The sequence below is a fragment of the Actinobacillus vicugnae genome, assembly GCF_901687125.1.
Lineage (GTDB): Bacteria > Pseudomonadota > Gammaproteobacteria > Enterobacterales > Pasteurellaceae > Actinobacillus > Actinobacillus vicugnae.
The window spans coordinates 1-1,332 of record NZ_CABFJY010000036.1; the positions used below are offsets into that span (position 1 = coordinate 1).

Genomic DNA, 1,332 nt, shown 5'->3' on the forward strand with positions numbered 1-1,332 from the left:
AATTTATTGCTGAAGAACGCGATGGGGGAAAGGAATATGTTATCCGTTATCCTGATCAATTTAAATTGAATGGGTGTGTATATCGTAGTTATGGTGGTAGAATGAGGATTGAAGAAAAAAGTGATGACCCAAGATTAAATAAAGAGCCTTATAATGAAAAAGGCAAAGCAGAACGTACAACATTAATTTATAGTTTTTGGGTTACACAATTTTCATTGGTTCCTAATGATAGATTAGAAAATGATAAAAGTAGAATGTACATTAATAAGCTAGATTATGATGTGTATTGCTATAAAAGGAATATCGAAGATATTAATGGATTTGGCAAGATTGGATATCTGAAGTTTTTGTCTTGCTCTTCCTCATCAATAGAAAAAAATAATATAGAAAAATATTTAGGCATGGAGGGATATACCCCCTCTTTTTGGAAAGATAATCCTAGTATTAAAATTAATTTAAAGATTAGCCGTTCAGAGTATTGCAATAGTAAAAAAATTGATTTTTGTCAGAAGTTTAACTTGCAACCTTTTGATGAAAAAATTTTTTATCCTGAGAATTTCCAAAAATTTTTTGATGAGGAGCCTTACTGATGTCTTTAGTTACAGAAATTACTAATTCTTGTCGAAAAGTAGAACATACTTTATGGCTTACTCATTCTGATGAATATAGTTATATTAATGCTTATAATTTAGGATATTTGTCTCGTCTGGCATATAGCATGTTGTCCTTAGATAAGGATTTAAAGCATGAATTTGATTTCAGTGTCTTTATTAATAAAGCCCAGCAGCAACATACTGTTTGCCATATGGAAGGAAATTGGCAATATTATAAACTGACAAAAATAAAAGATGATGGTGGCGGTACAATTACACATGGTTTAACCCCATTTATTCAGTTAGTAGATATTGGAAAAGGAATAAGGCATGATGATTTGGGTACAGGTAGTGTGGAAGATAAACCCACAAGTACGGCGGCATTTTTCTATGTAGATGAAACTCGAGCCGTGATTTCTGTACGCGGTACGTTTGAAAAAAAAGATTGGTTAATTGATGGCGATGCCAAACAAATCAAGCCTGATTTTAATATTAAAGGTGAATTACATCGTGGCTTTTATACGCAAGCCGAGACTATTATTCGTTCAGATAAATTTATCGGTTTTGTTGATAGCTTAAACGAAAAAGAACTTTACGTAACAGGGCATAGCCTAGGTGGTGCTGTTGCCACCATTTTAAGTGCTTACCTATTTGAATTAGGCTTTAAACCATTGCTTTATACCTATGGCTCACCACGCGTGGGGAATAGTGACTTTGCGCGTTATTACAGTGATAAGTT

At 33.1% G+C, this 1,332-nt stretch carries 2 protein-coding genes; both read left to right on the forward strand.

All coding sequences use genetic code 11. From position 1 onward, the window contains the following. A partial coding sequence (locus F8M47_RS12075; protein ID WP_167509608.1) for a hypothetical protein occupies positions 1 to 590 on the forward strand: 590 nt, incomplete at its 5' end. Further along, on the forward strand, positions 590 to 1,332 hold a 743-nt coding region (locus F8M47_RS08135; RefSeq protein ID WP_150539618.1), incomplete at its 3' end, for a lipase family protein. The genes F8M47_RS12075 and F8M47_RS08135, both read left to right, overlap by 1 nt.